The sequence below is a fragment of the Rhodococcus sp. MTM3W5.2 genome, from assembly GCF_001984015.1.
Lineage (GTDB): Bacteria > Actinomycetota > Actinomycetes > Mycobacteriales > Mycobacteriaceae > Rhodococcus_G > Rhodococcus_G oryzae.
The window spans coordinates 2662703-2681358 of record NZ_CP019572.1; the positions used below are offsets into that span (position 1 = coordinate 2662703).

The window sequence follows — 18656 nt, forward strand, 5'->3', positions numbered from 1 at the left end:
CATTGAATGACTACCGCTGAAAACTCGGTTCTGGAAATCAAGGATCTGCACGTCAACGTCGCCACCACCGACGAGAACGCCGAGCCGATCAACATCCTCAAGGGCGTGAACCTCACGGTCCGCTCGGGGAGACCCACGCGATCATGGGCCCGAACGGCTCCGGCAAGTCGACCCTGTCGTACGCCATCGCCGGCCACCCCAAGTACGTGGTGACCTCCGGAAGCATCACCCTCAACGGTGAGAACGTGCTCGAGATGAGCGTCGACGAGCGGGCCCGCGCAGGCCTGTTCCTCGCCATGCAGTACCCGGTCGAGGTGCCCGGTGTCTCGATGTCGAACTTCCTGCGCACCGCCGCGACCGCGGTCCGCGGCGAGGCCCCCAAGCTGCGGCACTGGGTCAAGGAGGTCAAGGAGTCCCTGACCGAGCTCGAGATCGATCCGTCGTTCAGCGAGCGCAGCGTCAACGAGGGCTTCTCCGGCGGCGAGAAGAAGCGCCACGAGATCCTTCAGCTGGGCCTGCTCAAGCCGAAGATCGCGATCCTCGACGAGACCGACTCCGGCCTCGACGTGGATGCGCTGCGCATCGTGTCCGAGGGCGTCAACCGCTACAAGGAGCGTGAGCACGGCGGCGTGCTGCTGATCACGCACTACACCCGCATCCTGCGGTACATCACCCCGGAGTTCGTGCACGTCTTCGTCGGTGGCCAGATCGTCGAGTCCGGCGGCGCGGAGCTCGCCGACGAGCTCGAGGAGAACGGCTACGTCCGATTCACGCAGGCTGCAGCGACAGGAGCCTAGTTCCATGACCACCTCGGTGAAGGAACTCGACATCACCAGGATCCGGAAGGACTTCCCGATCCTCGGCCGTACGGTGCGCGACGGTAAACCGTTGGTGTACCTGGATTCCGGGGCGACCTCGCAGCGCCCCGTCCAGGTGCTCGATGCCGAACGGGAGTTCCTCACCACCTGCAACGCGGCCGTGCACCGTGGGGCGCACCAGCTCGCGGAGGAGGCGACCGACGCGTACGAGGGTGCGCGCGCGGCGATCGCCGACTTCGTCGGGGCCGACGCCGACGAGCTGACGTTCACCAAGAACGCCACCGAGTCGCTGAACCTGGTGACCTATGTGCTCGGCGACGAGCGCTTCGAGCGGCACCTGCGCCCGGGCGACGAGATCGTCATCACCGAGCTCGAGCACCACGCGAACCTGGTGCCGTGGCAAGAGTTGGCCCGTCGGACCGGCGCGACGCTGCGCTGGTACGGGGTGACCGACGACGGCCGCATCGACCTGGACTCGCTGGAGCTGACCGACGCGGTGAAGGTCGTGTCGTTCACGCACCAGTCGAACGTGACGGGTGCCGTGGCACCGGTGGCCGAGCTGGTCCGCCGGGCCAGGGCGGTCGGCGCGCTTGTCGTGCTCGACGCGTGCCAGTCGGTGCCGCACATGCCGGTGGACTTCCATGCGCTGGACGTGGACTTCGCGGCGTTCTCCGGGCACAAGATGCTCGGGCCGTCGGGCGTCGGCGTGCTCTACGGCAAGCGCGAGCTGCTCGCGTCGATGCCGCCGTTCATCACCGGCGGCTCGATGATCGAGACCGTCACGATGGAGGCGACCACCTACGCCGCCCCGCCGCAGCGTTTCGAGGCGGGCGTGCCGATGACCTCGCAGGTCGTCGCGCTTGGTGCGGCCGTGCACTACCTGAACGAGCTCGGCATGGACTCCGTTGCCGCGCACGAACACGAGCTGACGGCGCTGGCGCTCGAACAGCTCGGGGCCATCGAGGGCGTGCGGATCATCGGTCCGACCACCCCGAGAACCGCGGCGGCGCGGTGTCCTTCGTGGTGGACGGAATCCACGCGCACGACCTCGGCCAGATCCTCGACGACGAGGGCATCGCGATCCGGGTCGGGCATCACTGCGCCTGGCCGCTGCACCGCCACTTCGGCGTGGCGGCGACCGCGCGCGCATCGTTTGCCGTCTACAACACCGCCGACGAGGTGTACGCGCTGGCGGCGGCCATCCGTCGGGCGCAGGACTTCTTCGGTACGCACCCCTCGCCGGGTGCTACCGACGACTCGGTCGACGGGGCGTCGTAGACCATGCGGATGGAGCAGATGTACCAGGAGGTCATCCTGGATCACTACAAGCATCCGCACGGGCGGGGGCTGCGGGAGCCGTTCGGCGCCGAGGTGCACCACGTCAACCCGACCTGCGGCGACGAGGTCACCCTGCGGGTGGCGCTGACCGACGACGGCCGGGTGGGGGACATCTCGTACGACGGGCAGGGCTGCTCGATCAGCCAGGCCTCGACCTCGGTGCTCACCGATCAGGTCGTCGGGCTGAGCGTGCGGGAGGCGCTCGCGACGGTCGACGCGTTCGATGCGATGATCACCAGCCGCGGCAACATCGAGGGCGACGAGGACATGATCGGCGACGGGATCGCGTTCGCGGGCGTCTCGAAGTACCCGGCCCGCGTGAAGTGCGCGTTGCTGGGGTGGATGGCATTCAAGGATGCCGTTGTTCAAATAGTCGACGGCGCCGACGCTGCGCCCACGAAGAATGTCATCGGCACCGTTGTGCCGGTCCAGACCGGAGGATCGTCATCATGACCGAGACCCAGGCAAACGCCGAGTCCACCGAGGATCAGGCCGTGCAGGAGTCGGCGCCGGCCGCCGATGAGCAGGCGGTCATCGAGCTGACCCCCGACCAGCAGGCGGTGGTGGACGAGCTCGAGGAGGCGATGCGCGACGTCGTCGACCCCGAGCTCGGGATCAACGTGGTCGACCTCGGCCTCGTCTACGGCATCAGCGTCGACGCCGAGGATGTCGCCATCGTCGACATGACCCTGACGTCCGCGGCCTGCCCGTTGACCGATGTGATCGAGGAGCAGGCGCGCGGCGCGCTGGTCAAGAGCGGCCTCGTGAACGACCTGAAGATCAACTGGGTCTGGATGCCGCCGTGGGGCCCGGACAAGATCACCGAGGACGGCCGCGAGCAGCTGCGGGCGCTCGGCTTCACCGTCTGATCCGAACGTGACAGAGAAGGCGCCAGACCCGAGTGATCGGGTCTGGCGCCTTTGTCATGCGGTTTTGGGGATCAGTTGACGCGCACCGTACCGGTGCAGGACGTGGTCGGGATGCTCCACAGCGCGTTCCGGTTGACGGCGCTCCTGGTGATCTCGACGTCACCGGGACCGCTGTTGAGACGGAGGTTGACGGCGCTGCCCATGCCGATCGGCGTGGTCGCGGTGAGGGTGCCCCTGGCCCCGGTGGTCTTGTTGTGCCAGTCGAGGCGGGTGTCCGACAGGTAGGGCGGGGCGAAGAACCAGAGGCTCGACACGTCGGCGAGGGTGAGGTTGCCGGTGCCGGGTCCGTCCTGATTGAAGAATGCTCTGCTGGCGATGTAGGGCTGGTCGACGATGTACGGGCTCAGGCCGAAGCATGTGCTCATGGGTACGACCTGTGTTTCTGCTGCCGCTGCCGATCCGGCGCCCGCGACGACGCCCCCCGCGATTCCGGCCGATACCACCGCAGTGGTTGCGATGCGTCGAAAGGTGTTGCCGTTCATGTACACAATCTCCCCTGTTTGTTGAAACTAACCGTTTCCGATCATGTCAAGCCCCGCGAAGATTCGGAGTGCCGACACACGAAAGTCGAGAGAAACCGACGATTCGTTACGTGCGTCCAGAAGTACTCGGGCCGAGCGTCCCGAGCTTGCCTCTCACGCCGTGATCAACAGGTACGCGGCCACGACGGAGCCGACCGCGGCGGCGCCGTAACACGACACCGCGAGCGGACCCCGCGCCCTGCCGAGCCGCAGGCCGTGCTGCAGCAGGAAGCGCAGGCGGTGCGCCGCGTGGAAGAGCGCGAGCACGCAGAGCCCGATGAGCACCAGCACCGTGATCGGGTTGCGCACTACGGAGTGCAGCTGCCGGTGGTCGGGCGCGGGGATCCAGCCGAGCGGAATCGCGACGCCGAACAGGATCAGCAGGGCGGGAGCGAGCAGGGCGGCGGCCATCCCGCCCGCGCTGAACAGCAGCCAGAACACCGGTTCGGGGGACCGCCTGGTGTTTGCCCGCCCGGTCGGATTCGGTGCCGTCGTCATCGCAGGATCACCCACACCGCGATGATCGAACAGGCGATCCACAGCGCGTAGTGCGCGGCGACCACCGCGACGGGCGGAACGGGGCGTCCACCCACCCGGATCACCATCGCCTTGGGCGCCAGGTTGAACCAGGTCACGGCGTGCAGCAGTACGAACGCCGCCGCGATCACGTTGAGAGCGAGCACCCATGGGCGCGCGCTCCAGTCGAGGAAGTCCCGATAGGACTCGGGGCCGGAGCCGACCGCGACGACCAGCATCAGCGTGAACGCGACGAACCAGGCCACGAACACGCAGGACAGCTCGCGCAGCGCGAAGAGCAGGTAGGACCGGCGCCGCAGCCACCACAGCCGCGAGACCGGCTGACGGTACGGGCGCACAGGAACGATGCCGCTACCCGCGGCGGTCATCGCGCACCCCTTGGCAGCAGGAACTCCTTGAGCGACCTGGTCGCCGCGGTCAGCTTGTAGCGCTGGATCGCGCCTGCGGGGTCGACGCCCTTGGGACACGCCACGCTGCACTCGCCGACGAGGGTGCAGGCCCACGCGCCCTCCGCCGAGGCCAGCACATCGCGCCGGTCCTCGGCGCCCTGGTCGCGGGAATCCAGGTTGTAGCGCTGACCCAGTGCGATCACTGCGGGCCCGAGGAAGGTGGGTTCGAGGGCATATACCGGGCAGGCCGAGTAGCAGAGCATGCAGTTGATGCACATGCTGTAGCGCTGGTACGCGTCCTTCTCTTCGGGCGTCTGCAGGTACTCGCCGTCCTCCGGCTCGTCCTCGGCGCGGATCAGCCAGGGCTTGACCTTGGGCAGCTTGGCCATGAAGTCGCTGATGTCGACGACGAGGTCGCGGATCACCGGGAAGTTCCGCATCGGTTCGACCCGAATCGATCCGGGGGCGTAGTCGGTCAGGAACGTCGAACAGGCCAGCTTCGGCTCGCCGTTGACCGTCATGCCGCAGCTGCCACAGATCCCCATCCGGCAGGACCATCGGTAGGACAGCGTGCCGTCCAGCTGGTCCTTGATGTGGTTGAGTCCGTCGAGGATGGTCCACTCCTTACGCAGCGGGACCCGATAGCACTGTGGCGCCGGCACGGACTCCTGCTCCGGCCGGTACCGGGTGACCTCGACGGCGATGGTGTCGTGGTCGGCCATCGCTCACCTCCCGTATACCCGTTGCCCCGGGGCCAGCGGGTGATTGTCACCGGGAGATACGAGACCCGGGCCTCGCCATCCGGTTGCCGGTGGATCAGTGAATGCGCCAGGTATCTGTCGTCGTCGCGGTCCGGGAAGTCGGTGCGCTGGTGGGCGCCACGGGACTCCTCGCGCCGCAGCGCGCTGTCGACGATGCACTCGGCGACGTCCAACATCCCGAGAGTTCGAGAGTGGCGATCAGCTCGGTGTTGAACGTCCGGCTGTGATCGTCGATGACGGCGGCCGCGTAGCGCTGCTTCAATTCCCGGATCCGATCGATCGCCGTGCGCAGGGTGCGCTCGTCCCGGTAGATGCCGGCACCGGACTCCATCGCCTCCTGCATCCCGGTTCGGATATCGGCGATCCGGTCCGGCCGGGGACCGCCCGCGCCATCGTGACGGGCGAGTTCGCGTTCGAGCCGACGTTGCTCGTCGCGTCCCTGCGCCTCGATCGCCGCCGTGGCGCCGGAGGCCTGGGCTGTCGCGGCGTACGTGGCGGCGGCCCGTCCGGCGCGGGCGCCGAAGACGAGCAGCTCCGGCAGCGAGTTCGAACCGAGACGGTTGGCGCCGTTGATGCTGACGCAGGCGACCTCGCCCGCGGCGTACAGCCCGGCCAGATCGGTGGCTCCGTGCAGGTCGGTGTGGATCCCGCCCATCATGTAGTGCACGACCGGGCGTACCGGGACCAGCTCGTGGACCGGGTCGATGTTCTGGTAGCTCGCGCACAGTTCCCTCACGAACGGCAGTTTCGCGTCGATGACGTCGGCGCCGAGATGGCGCAGGTCCAGGTGGACGATCGGTCCATCGGGGGTGTCGATCGTCCTGCCCTTTTCCTGCTCGTGCACGAAGGCCTGGGAGAGCCGGTCCCGCGGCCCCAACTCCATGCTGCGCAGCACCGGTCCCGGCGTGGGTGTGCCGAGGTCGTAGTCCTGGAGGTACCGATACCCGTCCTTGTTGATCAGCCAGCCGCCCTCGGCCCTGGCGGCCTCCGTGATGAGGATGCCGGTGAACGGCAGTCCGGTCGGGTGGTACTGGACGAACTCCATGTCCTTCAGACCCGCCCCTGCCCGGTAGGCCAAGGCCATTCCGTCGCCGGTCTTGATGGTGGCGTTGGTGGTGAACGGGAACACCCTGCCGCAGCCGCCGGTGCACACGATGACGGCGTCGGCGACGATCGTCTCGATCCGGCCGGTGGACAGCTCGATGGCCACCACGCCCCGCACGCGTCCGTCGTCGACGAGCAGCGTGGTGGCGAACCATTCGTCGTAGCGCACGATGTCCGGGTAGGACAGCGCCTTCTGGAAGAGGGTGTGCAGCAGGTGGAATCCGGTCTTGTCGGCGGCGAACCAGGTGCGTTTCTTCTTCATCCCGCCGAACGCGCGCACGGCGATGTGCCCGTCCGGCTGCCTGCTCCACGGGCAGCCCCAGTGCTCCAGGCGGAGCAGCTCCTTCGGTGCTTCGTCGATGAATGCCTCGACGGCGTCCTGATCGCACAGCCAGTCACTGCCGGAGACGGTGTCGTAGGCGTGCTCGTCGAGCGAGTCGTCGGGGGCGATGACCGCGGCGGCGCCACCCTCCGCGGAGACGGTGTGGCTGCGCATCGGGTAGACCTTCGACACGATCGCGACGCTGCGGTTCGGGTCGGTCTCGGCGATCGAGATGGCCGCACGCAGCCCGGCGCCACCGCCGCCGACGATGACGACCGAATGGGAGGCGGTCATCGTTCAGGCCTCGTGGTTGCCGCTGTGCTCATCCGCCAGGACCTTGCCGTCGTGCCGAATCGTCTTGATCCGCACCGATCCGTCGTGATACTCGTGACGGATCACGCGACAACCGCAGGCGTAGGTGCGGTCGTCGATACGCAGGCCCTCGTCGTCGTTCTCCTGATGTCGGAGACCGTTCACGACGCGACCACACGGGGCCGTATCCGCGGTGATGGGTGAACTGGTGGTGCTCATCGCCGACCTCCGTGCCCTGGTGGACGGCCTAACCCCGATCGGTCTCGGCCGGACAGACGGGCCGGGCGCCACCACGCGGGTGTGATCTGTTTCACATCGGACGATACGCCTCTTTGCGGGTGGCGAATCCTGGCGAGGGGCGTAAGTTAACCGGAGTTCGCATACGTCGGAGGGGAGTTCTCGGTGGGTGATCGGGTGCGCGCGGCGGTGCTCGCGGAGTACGGCAGACCCCGCAGATCAGGGAGATCCGGACCGGTGCCCTGCGGGACCGGGAGATCCTGGTCCGGATGGCCGGCGTCGGTATCTGTCACACCGACCTGACGGCGGCAGCGGGGAAGATTCCCTTTCCGCTGCCCGCCGTTCTCGGCCACGAGGGGTCGGGTGTGGTGGAGTCGGTCGGCCCCGGGGTCGAGACGGTCCGACCGGGTGACCACGTCGTCCTCAGCTTCGCCTCGTGCCGGAGCTGCCGGAACTGCGTCGCAGGTCACCCGGCGTACTGCGCGGATTTCGCCGCGCTCAACTACTCGGGTCGCAGGCCGGACGGCAGCACCACGCTGCACTCGGGGGCCGAGGAGGTGCACGGCGGCTGGTTCGGGCAATCCTCGTTCGCGACGCACGCCGTGGTCGACGCCGCGGGTGCGGTCGTGGTTCCTGCGGATCTCCCGCTCGCTCTGCTCGGGCCGCTCGGATGCGGCATCCAGACCGGCGCCGGTGCCGTGTTGCGGGTGTTGCGACCCCAGCCGGGTTCGGCTGTCGTCGTCTTCGGTGTGGGTGCTGTCGGACTGGGGTCGGTCCTTGCCGCCGCGGCCGCGGGGTGCGGAACCATCGTCGTGGTCGATCCGGTGCCGGGACGGCGCGAGCTGGCGTTGCGGCTCGGCGCCACCGCCGCGCTGGACAGCGCCACTGCCGGGCTCGGCCGCGATCTGCGCCGGTTGACGGGCGGCGGTGCGGACCACAGCGTGGACACCGTCAGTAGCGAGGAGGTGCTTGACCTGGCGGTCTCGACCCTGCGCTCGCCGGGCAGCTGCGCGACGCTCGGCCTTCGCGGTCAACGCAATCCGGTGCTGATCGACCAATCGAGCCTGCTGATGGGCCGCACCGTGACCGGCGTCATCGAGGGCGACGTGGACCCCCAGACATTCATCCCCGAGCTCATCGATCTCTGGCGGGCCGGGCGCTTCCCGTTCGAGGAGATGATCACGACCTTCCCGTTCGAGGAGATCGGGTCGGCCCTCGCCGCGGCTGCGAGCAGCACCGTGGTCAAACCGGTGCTCACCTTCTGACCCCGACCGCACGATCACCCGACACCCACCCGACGAAAGGAACGCCGTGACCGGTCACCAGAAATTCTTCGAGCTCCTCGGCAGCGAGGGGCAGGTGGATCCCCTGGCCCTCGACGAGGTGTGGGCGGCACTGCCGACCGTGCACATCGACGAGCTCGAGGGGCGGTGGCGGGGGAGCGGCTTCGAGACCGGTCATCGCACCGGTCGACTGCTCGCCAGGTCCGGTTGGTACGGCAAGAACTTTGGTTCCCGATTCGATGTGCAACCGATGCTGTGCCGGGGGCCGGACGGCGAGCTGTACTCCGACGTGGCGGCGGGCAAGGGGGAGGCGAGCCTGTGGATGGTCGAGTTCCGGGGCGAGTGCACCGCGACGATGGTCTACGACGGGATGGCGGTGTTCGACCACTTCAAGCGGGTCGACGATCGGACCCTGATGGGCATCATGAACGGCAAGGACGTGCTCGACGGCGGCGAGCATTTCTACTTCGCCCTGGTCAAGGACGAGACCGGCTAGCCGGTCTTCCGCGCGGGTGATTTCTTTGCGGGTGCCTTCTTGGCCGCGGATTTCTTCGCGGGCGCGGCCTTCGTGGACGCCTCGCCGGATTTCCCCGATTTCGCCGCATCGACGCTGCGCTGCAGCGCAGCGACCAGGTCCACGACCTCCGCGTCCTCCTTGTGCGCGGCGACCTCCTCCGGCGGGGTGACCTTCTTGCCGCCGTTCTTGATCGCCTCGTCGAGCATCTTCTGTAGCTGGATCTGGTACTCGTCGGTGTACGACTCGGGCTCGAAGTCCTCGGACATCGACTCCACCAACGACTTTGCCATCGTCAGTTCCTTGGCGCTCGGAGCGGCCGCCTTGTCGAGTGTCTCGAACTCCGCGGCCCGCACCTCGTCGGGCCAGAGCAGTGTCTGGATGACCAGCACGCCGTCGCGCACCCGCAGGGCGGCGAGTCGGGTGCGCTGGCGCAGCGTGAAGTGCACCAGAGCGGTGCGGTCGCTCTCGGTCAGCGTGGACGCGAGCAGTTGGTAGGCCTTGGGGACGCGGAGTCCGGCTCGAGGTAGTAGCTCTTCTCGAACAGGATCGGGTCGATCTGCTCGGACGGGACGAACTGCAGGACCGGGATCTCGTGCTTCTCGGCGGCGGGCAGCTCGTCGAAGTCCTCGTCCGTGAGGATCACCTGCGTCCCGTCCTCGGACGAATACGCCTTGTCGATGTCGGCGAACTGGATGGTCTTGCCGCATTCCTGGCAGACCCGGTTGTATTTGATGCGGCCGCCATCGGCGCCGTGGACCTGGTGGAACTTGATGTCATGGTCCTCGGTCGCGGTGTAGACCTTCACCGGGACGTTCACGAGCCCGAACGCGATGGAGCCTTTCCAAATAGACCGCATGAAACCATGATGGTGCACAGGACGGGATCAGGCCAGGCAGTACCCGAAAATGGGTGGGCAGAGCATGAGTCACAACACCGCGGTGATGGTGGAGGGCAGGCGCCTGTCCCTGACCAATCTGGACAAGGTTCTCTATCCCGAGACGGGGACCACCAAGGCGGAGGTCCTGCAGTATTTCACCACGGTCGGGCCGCTGATGGTGCCGCTGCTCGCCGGTCGACCGGTCACGAGAAAGCGCTGGCCGGACGGCACATCCGCGACCCCGTTCTTCCAGAAGAACGTCGACGTGTCGACGCCGGACTGGGTGGATCGCCGGACCATGACCCACTCGTCGAAGACCATCACCTACCCGATCGTCGACGACCTGGCGTCGCTGGTGTACTTCGCTCAGGCGGGCTCGCTCGAGTTCCATGTGCCGCAATGGAGATTCGGCGAGGGTGGCGTGCCGATGGACCCGGACCGCCTGGTGATCGACCTCGACCCGGGGCCGGGCGTCACGCTGGAGGAGTGCGCCGAGGTGGCCTTGCGGGTTCGTGATCGGCTTGCGGACAGCGGTCTGGGTGCGCTGCCGGTGACCAGTGGCAGCAAGGGGATTCACCTGTATGCCGGGATCGGGGAGGGCTGGACGGCAGCGCGGTGCGTGGAGTTCGCGAAGAAGATCGCGGTCGAGCTCGAACGGGAGACGCCGAAGTCGGTGATCTCCAGGATGACCCGGGCCGAGCGTGCCGGCAGGGTCTTCGTGGACTGGAGCCAGAACTCGGCGTCGAAGACGACGGTGTCGCCGTACTCGCTCCGCGGCACCGCGATCCCGAACGTGGCCGCCCCGCGGACCTGGGACGAGCTGACACGGCCGGGACTGCGCCAGTTGGACTTCCACGAGGTCCTCGAACGGATGGCGGCGGGGGGTGAGCAGCCGGGGATCCCGCCGGCTCCGGAGCCCGAGCGCGCAGGCTCCGCACGGCGATCGCGCGCCGGCGCGGGTGATCTGGCCCCGATGCTGGCGTCGGCGGCGACCGTGGAGGACTTCGCGTCCCGGGCCGACCCCGAGGTGTGGGCCCTGGAACCGAAGCTGGACGGTATTCGCGCCCTGGTGCATTTCGACCACGACGCCGAGAGCGGCGTGTCCACGGTTCGGCTGGTCAGCCGCAGCGGATCCGACCTCACGCCGGGCTATCCGGAGTTGCTGGCCGTTCCGGAAGGCTTGCATGGTCATTCGGGTGTGGTGGACGGGGAGATCGTGGTCCTCGGCGACGACGGCGCCCCGAGCTTCGGGCGGCTGCAGCAGCGGATGGGCCTGACGAAGCCGCGCGATGTGCGGGCGGCGGCGGAGAAGAACCCGGTGCTGTTGGAGATCTTCGACGTCCTGCAGCTCGACGGGACGTCTCTACGCGCCAAGGTCTACCGGGACCGGCGCAGGGTGCTCGACGCGATACGCCTGGACGAGGACGAGCCCTGGCGGGTGCTCCCGCTGGCGCCCGCGGACCTGGGTGAGGCGCTCGAGTCCAGTCGAACCGCCCGCATGGAGGGGCTGGTCGCCAAGCGCTGGGACTCGACCTACCGGGCCGGTCGATCCGCGTCCTGGCTCAAGCTCAAGCATTTCCTTGACCTCGAGGTGGTGGTGGGTGGCTGGCAGCAGGGGAGGGTCGTCGGTCCGGGGGTATCGGATCCTTGCTGCTCGGGGTGCCGGAGGGCGCGGGTGGCCTCCGGTACGTCGGCAAGGTCGGGACCGGTTTCAGCGACGCCGCCCTGACGCGGCTGGCGGCGCTGTTGGCGGACGTGTCCGCGGCCAGCTCGCCGTTCGGTGACGCGGTTCCCGCGGTGGACGCTCGCGCCGCCCACTGGGTGCGCCCGGAAATCGTTGGGGAGGTGCGGTACTCGGAGCTGACCGGTGACGGGCGGCTGCGCCACCCGAGCTGGCGCGGGCTCCGTCCCGACAAGAGTCCAGACCAGGTCGCCGGCCTGGGGTGAGGGCCTGAGTTGAGGGCGACTGAACGGAGGGTTGATTGGTCTAGACCTTATTGAACGCGTCGTGAACAGTCGACCACGGGGTCCTCCTCGATCCTCGGTCACCCCACCATCTCCGCGCCGTCCTGGTCCACCATCCTGACCGGTGTCTGGAACACCAAGCACGGCGTCCAGGACAACTCCTTCACCGGTGCCCGGTACGACCAGTACCCCAGTGCGTTCACCCAGATCGAGAGGGCGGACCCCGCGCTGCGCACCGAGGCCATCTCGACATGGGACGGCATCGCGACCATCGCAGGCAGTGGCTCGCCGGAGGCCGATGTCGTCACCACCACCCCGGGCGCGGGCAGCGAGGGCGCGACCGACACGGCGACCGCCAGCGCGGTGGCAGCCGCGATCGCAACGTCGCGACCCGATTTCGTCTTCCACCCAGCTGGACCAGGTGGACGGGGCCGGGCACTGGACCGGCACCCTCGGCCCCGCGTACAACCAGGCAGTGGAAACGGTTGACGTCGAGGTCGGCAGGATCGTCGCGGCGGTGGACCGGCGTCAGCGCGACACCGGCGAGCGTTGGACCGTGCTGGTCACCGCCGACCACGGCCACCTGCTGTTCGGCGGGCACGGCGGTCAGACCCCCGACGAGGCCTCGACTTTCGTGATCGCGCGCGGTGATGGGTACCAGGCGGGCGGCATCGACAACGGCTACACGATCGCCGACGTCACACCGACCGTGTTGGAGAACCTCGGCGTGCCACGCCCGGCGAACCTCGACGGCAAGCCGTTGGCGAAGAGGGTGCCCCCGGTGGGCTGACCGTTCGCGGGGTCGGTGGGCGCCAACGCCCGTGGAGGGTGGTGTGTCGGTGTGGGTTGCTAGTTTTGTGTGGGCGGCTCCGATCGGGCACTGCTCGACGGTTCCTTCGAAAGGCGTTCTCTCACATGGTGATGGGTGCTACCCATGCTGTTTCCGGTGCGGTCGCGGGTCTGCTTGCCGCGCAGGTTCTTCCACCCGAATGGGGCGGGCCGACCTCGACGGCCGAGGTGTTCACCTTTGCGGGAGTGTGCGCGGGCGCCGCGCTCCTGCCCGACCTGGACACGGCGCAGTCCACGGTCGCGAGGTCCTTCGGTCCGGTCAGTCAGCTGGTCGCCCGCGGTGTGGACGAGCTCTCGCTGTGGTATTACCGGCTCACCCGCGGGAAGCGGGATCCCAAGCGCCGCGGCGGCCACCGGACGCTCACGCACACAGCGTTGTTCGCGATCGCGTTGAGCGCGGGGATCTCCGCGTTGGTGATCGAGTTCGGGCGCCCGGCGATCATCGGCACCCTGTTCGTCACCCTAGGCCTGGCGCTGCGCGGCCTGGCGGGGAGCTGGGCCGCGCGCAACGGCTGGATCGCGGTCACCCTCGTCGCCGCGGTGCTCTCGGCATTCACCTGGACCTGGTATCCGGACGAGGTGGGCTCCAGGGCGCTCGGTGTCGCGGTGGGCCTCGGATGTGCGGTGCACTGCCTCGGCGATGCGATCACCAAGGAGGGCGTGCCGTTCCTCGCGCCGCTATTGCCATGGGGGCGCAGGCGATGGTGGGAACTGCGCCTGCCGTCGATGCTCTCGATCCGGGCGGGCGGCACGGTCGAAAAGGTGGTCCTCGGTCCGCTGCTGACCCTCGTCGCGGTGGGTCTGGCGATCTGGGCGATCGAGGGTGTCCCCGGCGCGGTCACCGAGGTCGTGGCCGAGATCCGCGCCTGGGGTTGATGGTCGGCAGGGTCGCTCTCGCCAGCGTGCGCCGGACCGGGTTCGGGGCTCGTCGGAACACCGCGGCCATCGCCAGGCCAACCGCCACCGGGTCGGCACGCTCGGAGAGATAGGCGCGCTGTCGGCCGGCAGGCAAGTCGAAGAACGCCTCGAAGAACTCCGCGGTGAGTGGGGGTGGCAGCCGGAGCAGCGCGCGCAGCCCGACCTCGCGCAGACCGCGGACCGCCCGGGCGGCGGTCGGCCACAGCGCGGCAGTCGGATCGTCGTCGTCGAGGATGGCGCCGACCAGGCTGTCGACGGCGGCCAGCGAGGCGGCGACGCTGTATCCGGTGCCGGGGTGCATGATTCCGGCGCGCGCGCCGAAGGTGGCCACCGCGGGCGCAGCGCGCGGAACCCGAACCGGGAACCGCACCCGTTCGCGTTCCGCGTTGGCCGCCACCGGCACCCTCCGCGCGCGCAGCCTGGTCTCCAGGCGCGCGCGCAACACCTCCTGGGACAGCCCCGGCCTGCCCACCAGGCAGGTCTCCTCGAGCAGGACCCGGTCGCGGCCGAGGGGGACCGCGTAGAGGAACGACGGGGTCTCGTCCGGTGCTGCGCCGTTGTCCGCGCGCCAGTCCATGAACCATGCCTCGCCGTCCCCGAGGACCGGCACCGCGGCTTCCCCGGACACCACCACGCCATAGGCGGTCTGCTCCGCCAATCCCCGCGCGGGCTGGGCGCCGCGGGCATCGATCACCTGTCGGGCGCGCAGTCGGCTGCCGTCCAGGAGGATCACCCGGTCCGGCTCGACGTCGGCGGCGGTACCCGCGAGCACCCGGGCAGAGCCGAGATCCAGCGCCGCCAGCAACGCGTCGTTGTCGAGCACGCAGTAGGGCCGCGTCAGCACGTGCTCGCGGTTGGTCCACACGCGGGGCCGGTCGACCCGGGTCGCGGCCACCGCGTGCTCGTCGAGCCAACCGGGCAGCTCGTCGCACCACGCCGCGTAGGTGGGCGTCCAGCGACGGTCGGGATGCGGATCGACCGCGACCACGTCGAGCCCGGCGGCGGTGGCCCGGTGGGCCAGCGCTCGCCCGGCCGGCCCCAATCCGACCACCGCGAGATCGGCAACCGGTTCGCGCGTCGTCATCGGATCACAGGTGACCCACGACGTTGACCACGCGGCCGTTGGGGTCCCGGACGAAGAATCGGCGCACACCCCACTCCTCGTTCTGCAGCGGGTGCACGATCTCCGCGCCCGCCTCGACGACGGTCGCGTACACCGCGTCCACATCGTCCACCTCGACGCTCAGGTCGGGATGGACGGCCGCGGTGGCGTCCTGGCCCATGAGCGTCAGCTGAGCCGTCGGGTTCGACGGCGACGCCAGCGTCCTCACCCAGCCCAGGTTCATGACCTCCACGAAGCCGAGGAGGCCGTAGAACCTGTGGCTCCCGTCCAGATCGTCGGTGCGAATGTCCGGCACGACTCGGCGAATGGTCACAGCGTCTCCTCACTCATGACTACATCGAACCCGTCGAGAGCAGCCCGCCGTCCACCCGGACCGTCTCGCCGGTGATCCAGGAGGCGGCGTCCGAGACAAGGAACCCGACAAGGTTCGCGACGTCCTCCGGCGACCCGAGCCGCTTCATCGGGTAGCCCGCCGCGGCCTGGTCCTCGCCCGCCGCGACCAGCGCGGCCGCGAACTGTGTCTTCACGATGCCCGGGGCGACCGCGTTGACCCGGATCTTCGGCCCGAGCTGCCAGGCCAGCTCCTCGGTCAGGCGGATCAGCGCCGCCTTCGAGGCGCCGTACGCGGCGATCACCCCGGTCGATCGCAGTCCGCCGACGCTGGCGAGGTTGACCACCGCGCCGCCGTGTTCGCCCATCCAGGCCCGGTATGCCTGCTGGATGTAGCCGAGAGCGGCGACCACGTTCACGTCGAAGATCTTCCTGACCGCGTCCAGGTCGGCGTCCATCAGCGACCCGAAGACGGGGTTGATGCCCGTGTTGTTGACCAGGATGTCGAGCGAGCCCAGCTCGGCCACGGTCCGCGTGACCGCCTCCGCGCGCGCATCGGCGTCACCCGCGTTGCCCGCGATCGGCAGCACCACGGCGCCCGCGACGGCGGCCCGCAGCTCCTGCGCGGCGGCCTCCAGCGGCTCCGGCTTGCGGGCAGTGATGGCCACAGCGGCGCCGCGCGCGAGGAACTCGGCAGCGATTGCCCGGCCGATACCGCGGCTCGCGCCCGTGACCAGCGCCGTCTTTCCCTGCAGATCCTTGGGGTGAGTCATCTGCGGAACGTTAGCCGAATCACATCGCCGTGCAACTTCCACCGGGAATGTCACGGTAAAGTGGAGCGTTCTTGTGTCTCGTGTGCCGTCGGCGTTTGCCCGGTCACGCAAAGTTTCCGTTTCCATTTAGGAGTTCTTGTTGATTACCGCCACCGACCTCGAAGTTCGTGCCGGTGTGCGGACCCTTCTCTCCGCGCCGGGCCCGGCCCTGCGGGTCCAGGCAGGCGACCGGATCGGTCTCGTCGGCCGGAACGGCGCAGGCAAGACCACCACGCTCCGCATCCTCGCGGGTGAGGGCGAGCCCTATGCCGGTTCGGTGATCCGCACCGGCGATCTCGGGTACCTCCCGCAGGACCCCAAGGAGGGCGACCTCAGCGTCCTGGCCAAGGACCGGGTGCTCTCCGCGCGCGGCCTTGACACGATCATCCGGGACATGGAGAAGCAGCAGACCCTGATGGCCGAGCTGGTCGACGGCGCCGAGCTGGACAAGGCCGTCCGCAAGTACGGCGCACTGGAGGACCGGTTCTCGTCCCTCGGCGGCTACGTCGCGGAGAGCGAGGCGGCCCGGATCTGCAACAGCCTCGGGCTCGCGGACCGCATCCTCGCCCAGCCGCTGCGCACGCTGTCCGGTGGTCAGCGCCGCCGTGTCGAGCTGGCCCGCATCCTGTTCGCCGCCTCGGACGGCAGCGGCGGCCGCTCGGACACCACGCTGCTCCTCGACGAGCCGACCAACCACCTCGACGCCGACTCGATCACCTGGCTGCGCGGGTTCCTGCAGAACCACGACGGCGGACTCATCGTGATCAGTCACGACGTGGAGCTCCTCGGTGATGTCGTGAACCGGGTCTGGTTCCTGGACGCGGTCCGCGGCGAGGCCGACATCTACAACATGAACTGGAAGAAGTACCTCGACGCGCGCGCCACCGACGAGCAGCGTCGCAGGCGCGAGCGCGCCAACGCCGAGAAGAAGGCGGGCGCGCTGCGGGTGCAGGCCGCCAAGCTCGGCGCCAAGGCGACGAAGGCCACCGCGGCCCAGAACATGGCCAAGCGCGCCGACAAGCTGATGGCCGCCCTCGACGAGGTCCGGGTCTCGGACAAGGTCGCGCACATCCGCTTCCCGGAGCCCGCGGCCTGCGGCAAGACGCCGCTGATGGCGAAGAACCTGACCAAGATGTACGGCTCGCTGGAGATCTTCGCAGGCGTCGACCTGGCCATCGACCGCGGCAGCCGGGTGGTCGTGCTCGGGCTCAACGGTGCGGGCAAGACGACGCTGCTACGGATCCTGGCCGGCACAGAGCAGGCCAACGCAGGCGAGTTGGTGCCAGGTCACGGGATGAAGGTCGGCTACTTCGCGCAGGAGCACGACACCCTCGACGACGACGCCTCGGTGTGGGAGAACATCCGGCACGCCGCGCCGGACACGGGGGAGCAGGAGCTGCGCTCGCTGCTCGGCGCGTTCATGTTCACCGGCCCGCAGCTCGAGCAGCCTGCGGGCACCCTCTCCGGCGGTGAGAAGACACGTCTCGCGCTGGCCGGCCTGGTCTCCTCGGCGGCCAACGTCCTGCTGCTGGACGAGCCGACCAACAACCTGGACCCGATCTCGCGCGAGCAGGTGCTCGACGCGCTGCGCAGCTACAAGGGTGCCGTCGTGCTGGTCACCCACGACCCCGGAGCTGCGGAGGCGTTGAACCCGGAGCGGGTCATCCTGCTGCCCGACGGCCAGGAGGACCACTGGTCGCAGGAGTACCTGGAACTGATTCAGCTGGCCTGATCGTTGCCGCGGCGCGGCGCGGGTGGCTAGCCTGAGAGTGTTCGCTCAAGTCCGCCGAATGACGGCACGCGCCGCGCGCGAGGGATTCGTGCGCACTCCTGTACGGAGGTCAGCCATGGCCGAGCTCACGCGACTACCCAAGGGCGCCCGGGTGTCTGGGGGTGCGCGGGAGGCCCTGCAGACCGAGCTGAGGGATCGCTATCAGTCGGGCACCAGCATCCGGACGCTCGCGGACGCCACCGGCCGCTCGTACGGATTCATCCGGGCCCTGCTCACCGAGGCGGGCGTGACGCTGCGGGGCCGCGGCGGCGCGAACCGCCGCGGCCGCCTCTCGCATTGATCGCGGCGGCCCGCCGATCGCATCATTCTCTGCGGCGGACCGATTCCTCGACCAGGTCCAGCACGGCGGACAGGTTCTCGCCCGCGTGTCCCGAGGCGATCCGGGCGATGAGACCGTCGAGGACCAGATCGAGATAACCGACCAGCACATCGGTCGGGAGGTCGTCGCGCAGCCGGCCCGCGGACTTCTGGCGTTCGAGCCGATTGATCGTCGCCTCGGTCAGTTCCGCGCTGCGCTGGGACCAGCCCCGCGCGAACTCGGGGTCGGTCCGGAGTCGGCGTGCGATCTCGAGCCGGGTGCCGAGCCAGTTGAACTGGTCCGGCTGGGCCAGCATGTCCCGCATGACCTGGACCAGGCCCTGGTTCGCCGCGACGTCGGCCATCCGCATGGCGTCCTCGTGCGCGAGCGCGAGGAACAGGCCGTCCTTGTCCTTGAAATGGTGGAAAATCGCTCCCCGCGAGAGACCGGTGGTCTCCTCGAGGCGGCGCACGGTGGCACCGTCGTAGCCGTACTCCGCGAAGCAGCGGCGAGCGCCGTCGAGGATCTGGCTCCGCCGTGCGGCGAGGTGGTCTTCGCTGACCTTCGGCACAGCCGACGTCCTTTCGTACGAAAAGGGAACGGCGGGCCCGAGACGAGACGTCC

20 protein-coding genes and 4 pseudogenes are annotated in these 18656 nt (G+C 68.9%); 13 read left to right on the forward strand and 11 right to left on the reverse strand.

The window, feature by feature from the left end; translation table 11 throughout:
• The first annotated feature begins 6 nt into the window (after positions 1-6).
• The 4 genes and pseudogenes from sufC (at position 7) to BTZ20_RS12285 (ending at position 3025) form a co-directional block, all read left to right on the forward strand.
• Positions 7-797, forward strand: a pseudogene (sufC, locus tag BTZ20_RS12270) (Fe-S cluster assembly ATPase SufC).
• 4 nt (positions 798-801) lie between these two features.
• Positions 802-2096 (forward strand): annotated as a pseudogene (locus tag BTZ20_RS12275) (cysteine desulfurase).
• Between the two features lie 3 nt (positions 2097-2099).
• Entirely contained in the window at positions 2100-2609 is a 510-nt protein-coding gene (gene sufU, locus BTZ20_RS12280; protein WP_077041547.1) for a Fe-S cluster assembly sulfur transfer protein SufU, read from the forward strand.
• Positions 2606-3025 carry a metal-sulfur cluster assembly factor gene (locus tag BTZ20_RS12285; protein WP_077041548.1) on the forward strand — a complete coding sequence of 140 codons (420 nt, stop codon included), beginning with the start codon at positions 2606-2608 and terminating at the stop codon, positions 3023-3025. Before sufU ends, BTZ20_RS12285 begins: the two co-directional genes overlap by 4 nt.
• 71 nt (positions 3026-3096) lie before the next feature.
• On the opposite strand, the gene BTZ20_RS12290 is transcribed toward BTZ20_RS12285, so the two are convergent.
• From BTZ20_RS12290 to BTZ20_RS12315, 6 genes and pseudogenes are all read right to left on the reverse strand, one after another.
• Positions 3097-3450, reverse strand: a complete 354-nt coding sequence (locus BTZ20_RS12290) for a hypothetical protein (protein ID WP_145982280.1) — start codon at positions 3448-3450, stop codon at positions 3097-3099.
• 270 nt (positions 3451-3720) lie between these two features.
• Positions 3721-4104: a fumarate reductase subunit FrdD gene (gene frdD / locus BTZ20_RS12295; RefSeq protein WP_077041549.1), complete on the reverse strand. Its 384-nt coding sequence runs from the start codon at positions 4102-4104 to the stop codon at positions 3721-3723.
• Positions 4101-4511 carry a fumarate reductase subunit C gene (locus BTZ20_RS12300; RefSeq protein ID WP_077041550.1) on the reverse strand — a complete coding sequence of 137 codons (411 nt, stop codon included), beginning with the start codon at positions 4509-4511 and terminating at the stop codon, positions 4101-4103. The genes frdD and BTZ20_RS12300 overlap by 4 nt, the downstream gene beginning before the upstream one ends.
• Entirely contained in the window at positions 4508-5254 is a 747-nt protein-coding gene (gene sdhB / locus BTZ20_RS12305; RefSeq protein WP_077041551.1) for a succinate dehydrogenase iron-sulfur subunit, read from the reverse strand. The genes BTZ20_RS12300 and sdhB overlap by 4 nt, the downstream gene beginning before the upstream one ends.
• A gap of 3 nt (positions 5255-5257) precedes the next feature.
• Positions 5258-7013, reverse strand: a pseudogene (gene frdA, locus BTZ20_RS12310) (fumarate reductase (quinol) flavoprotein subunit).
• A gap of 3 nt (positions 7014-7016) precedes the next feature.
• Positions 7017-7196: a hypothetical protein gene (locus tag BTZ20_RS12315; protein WP_223263739.1), complete on the reverse strand. Its 180-nt coding sequence runs from the start codon at positions 7194-7196 to the stop codon at positions 7017-7019.
• A 341-nt stretch (positions 7197-7537) separates the two neighbouring features.
• On the opposite strand from BTZ20_RS12315, the gene BTZ20_RS12320 reads away from it, so the two are divergent.
• Positions 7538-8533 carry a zinc-binding dehydrogenase gene (locus BTZ20_RS12320; RefSeq protein ID WP_083742642.1) on the forward strand — a complete coding sequence of 332 codons (996 nt, stop codon included), beginning with the start codon at positions 7538-7540 and terminating at the stop codon, positions 8531-8533.
• A gap of 46 nt (positions 8534-8579) precedes the next feature.
• Complete coding sequence (locus BTZ20_RS12325) at positions 8580-9047, forward strand: DUF4334 domain-containing protein (protein WP_077041554.1); 468 nt, start codon at positions 8580-8582, stop codon at positions 9045-9047.
• Here BTZ20_RS12325 and BTZ20_RS12330 read toward each other — a convergent pair.
• Positions 9044-9924, reverse strand: a pseudogene (locus tag BTZ20_RS12330) (Ku protein). The gene BTZ20_RS12325 and the pseudogene BTZ20_RS12330 sit on opposite strands and share 4 nt — an antisense overlap.
• A gap of 64 nt (positions 9925-9988) precedes the next feature.
• Here BTZ20_RS12330 and ligD point away from each other — a divergent pair.
• The 5 genes from ligD to BTZ20_RS12355 all read left to right on the forward strand — a co-directional run bounded on the left by ligD (position 9989) and on the right by BTZ20_RS12355 (position 13635).
• A complete protein-coding gene (gene ligD, locus BTZ20_RS26260) occupies positions 9989-11674 on the forward strand; it encodes a non-homologous end-joining DNA ligase (RefSeq protein ID WP_411269129.1) in 1686 nt (561 codons plus the stop codon).
• Positions 11605-11892 (forward strand): hypothetical protein, encoded by a 288-nt coding sequence (locus tag BTZ20_RS29805; RefSeq protein ID WP_411269130.1) that lies wholly within the window; start codon positions 11605-11607, stop codon positions 11890-11892. The genes ligD and BTZ20_RS29805 overlap by 70 nt, the downstream gene beginning before the upstream one ends.
• A 135-nt stretch (positions 11893-12027) precedes the next feature.
• Positions 12028-12399, forward strand: coding sequence for a hypothetical protein (locus BTZ20_RS28040; protein ID WP_262982597.1), 372 nt, complete (start codon positions 12028-12030; stop codon positions 12397-12399).
• Positions 12332-12700: a sulfatase-like hydrolase/transferase gene (locus BTZ20_RS28045; RefSeq protein WP_083742644.1), complete on the forward strand. Its 369-nt coding sequence runs from the start codon at positions 12332-12334 to the stop codon at positions 12698-12700. The genes BTZ20_RS28040 and BTZ20_RS28045 overlap by 68 nt, the downstream gene beginning before the upstream one ends.
• A 125-nt stretch (positions 12701-12825) precedes the next feature.
• Complete coding sequence (locus tag BTZ20_RS12355; RefSeq protein ID WP_077041557.1) at positions 12826-13635, forward strand: metal-dependent hydrolase; 810 nt, start codon at positions 12826-12828, stop codon at positions 13633-13635.
• Here BTZ20_RS12355 and BTZ20_RS12360 read toward each other — a convergent pair.
• From BTZ20_RS12360 to BTZ20_RS12370, 3 genes are read right to left on the reverse strand one after another with little or no spacing between them, the layout of a single operon-like run.
• A complete protein-coding gene (locus BTZ20_RS12360) occupies positions 13598-14761 on the reverse strand; it encodes a lycopene cyclase family protein (protein WP_077041558.1) in 1164 nt (387 codons plus the stop codon). The two genes, BTZ20_RS12355 and BTZ20_RS12360, sit on opposite strands and share 38 nt — an antisense overlap.
• Positions 14762-14765: 4 nt before the next feature.
• On the reverse strand, positions 14766-15113 hold the full coding sequence (locus BTZ20_RS12365; protein WP_077041559.1) for a VOC family protein: 348 nt from the start codon (positions 15111-15113) through the stop codon (positions 14766-14768).
• Between the two features lie 19 nt (positions 15114-15132).
• Complete coding sequence (locus tag BTZ20_RS12370; protein ID WP_077041560.1) at positions 15133-15903, reverse strand: SDR family oxidoreductase; 771 nt, start codon at positions 15901-15903, stop codon at positions 15133-15135.
• 139 nt (positions 15904-16042) lie between these two features.
• Between BTZ20_RS12370 and BTZ20_RS12375 the strand changes: the two genes are divergently transcribed.
• On the forward strand, positions 16043-17674 hold the full coding sequence (locus tag BTZ20_RS12375; protein WP_077043665.1) for an ABC-F family ATP-binding cassette domain-containing protein: 1632 nt from the start codon (positions 16043-16045) through the stop codon (positions 17672-17674).
• Between the two features lie 115 nt (positions 17675-17789).
• The gene (locus BTZ20_RS12380) at positions 17790-18014 is read left to right on the forward strand and encodes a helix-turn-helix domain-containing protein (protein ID WP_077041561.1); all 225 of its coding nucleotides are present in this window, start codon (positions 17790-17792) and stop codon (positions 18012-18014) included.
• Positions 18015-18036: 22 nt separating this feature from the next.
• On the opposite strand, the gene BTZ20_RS12385 is transcribed toward BTZ20_RS12380, so the two are convergent.
• A complete protein-coding gene (locus tag BTZ20_RS12385) occupies positions 18037-18603 on the reverse strand; it encodes a TetR/AcrR family transcriptional regulator (protein WP_077041562.1) in 567 nt (188 codons plus the stop codon).
• Positions 18604-18656: the final 53 nt, after the last annotated feature.